Annotated in this window: 1 protein-coding gene; it reads left to right on the top strand. The window is 31.9% G+C overall.

Features of this window, described 5'->3' with window-relative positions; translation table 11 throughout:
* Positions 1–181: 181 nt before the first annotated feature.
* Positions 182–986, top strand: an 805-nt coding sequence (dcm, locus tag ACF91D_RS30690) for a DNA (cytosine-5-)-methyltransferase (RefSeq protein WP_392438533.1), incomplete at its 3' end; no start/stop codon positions are given.

Genomic DNA, 986 nt, shown 5'->3' with positions numbered 1-986 from the left:
CAAATCAATGGATGACTAAACAATCCTTTTGGATTAATAATGATTATATTAAAAAGCAGGTTGAAGAATTACTTTAGACATTCTATGTTATAATTTAGAATGTTTAATTATGACAAAAAACTAGAACGATCGTTCGGTTTTGTGTTATAATAGTTAACAAGTAATTATAGGAGGTCGCCTAATGGATGATATTAAAGTTGTAGAGTTATTTGCTGGAGTCGGCGGTTTTCGTTTAGGTTTAGAGCAAACAAAAAAGCGGATTTTTGATGTCAATTGGGCAAATCAGTGGGAACCTTCACGTAAAGTACAGCATGCTTTTGATTGTTATAATAAGAGATTTAAAACTGGAGAGCATGTAAATAGAGATATAGGAGAAATATCAGATAAAGAAATGGCAGATACCAACGCTGATATGATAGTTGGCGGATTTCCTTGTCAAGACTATTCTGTTGCTCGAACATTAAATGGTGAACTTGGAATTCAAGGAAAGAAGGGTGTATTATTTTGGCAAATTATACGATTTGTTCAGAATACGTATCCTAAATATTTATTGTTAGAGAATGTAGATCGTTTATTGAAATCTCCATCTAGCCAAAGAGGTAGAGACTTTGCAGTTATGTTATCAACGCTCAATGAGTTAGGATATAATGTTGAATGGAGAGTAATTAATGCAGCGGATTACGGTAATGCCCAAAGACGTAGAAGAGTATTTATTTTTGGATACAAACAAGGTTTAGATTATAGTAATGCAATGAATAAGGAAAAGCTAGAAGATATTGTATTTAGAAATGGTATGTTTGCTCAAGGTTTTCCAATAGAAAATGAAGCAAATAAAAATAGAATTGCTCATACAACGATTTCTAGTGATATTGTGGAAGTATCAGATAACTTTAAATTCCAATTTTATAATAGTGGAATTATGAGGGACGGTGAAGTATTGACTATTGACACAATTCCAAAGTATGAAAAGCCTCTAACTTTAAAAG

The sequence above is a fragment of the Staphylococcus sp. 231237_7MaSpsaltlick genome, assembly GCF_043107035.1.
The sequence above is the reverse complement of the archived record's forward strand: the minus strand, read 5'-3'. Positions and strand labels throughout refer to the sequence as shown.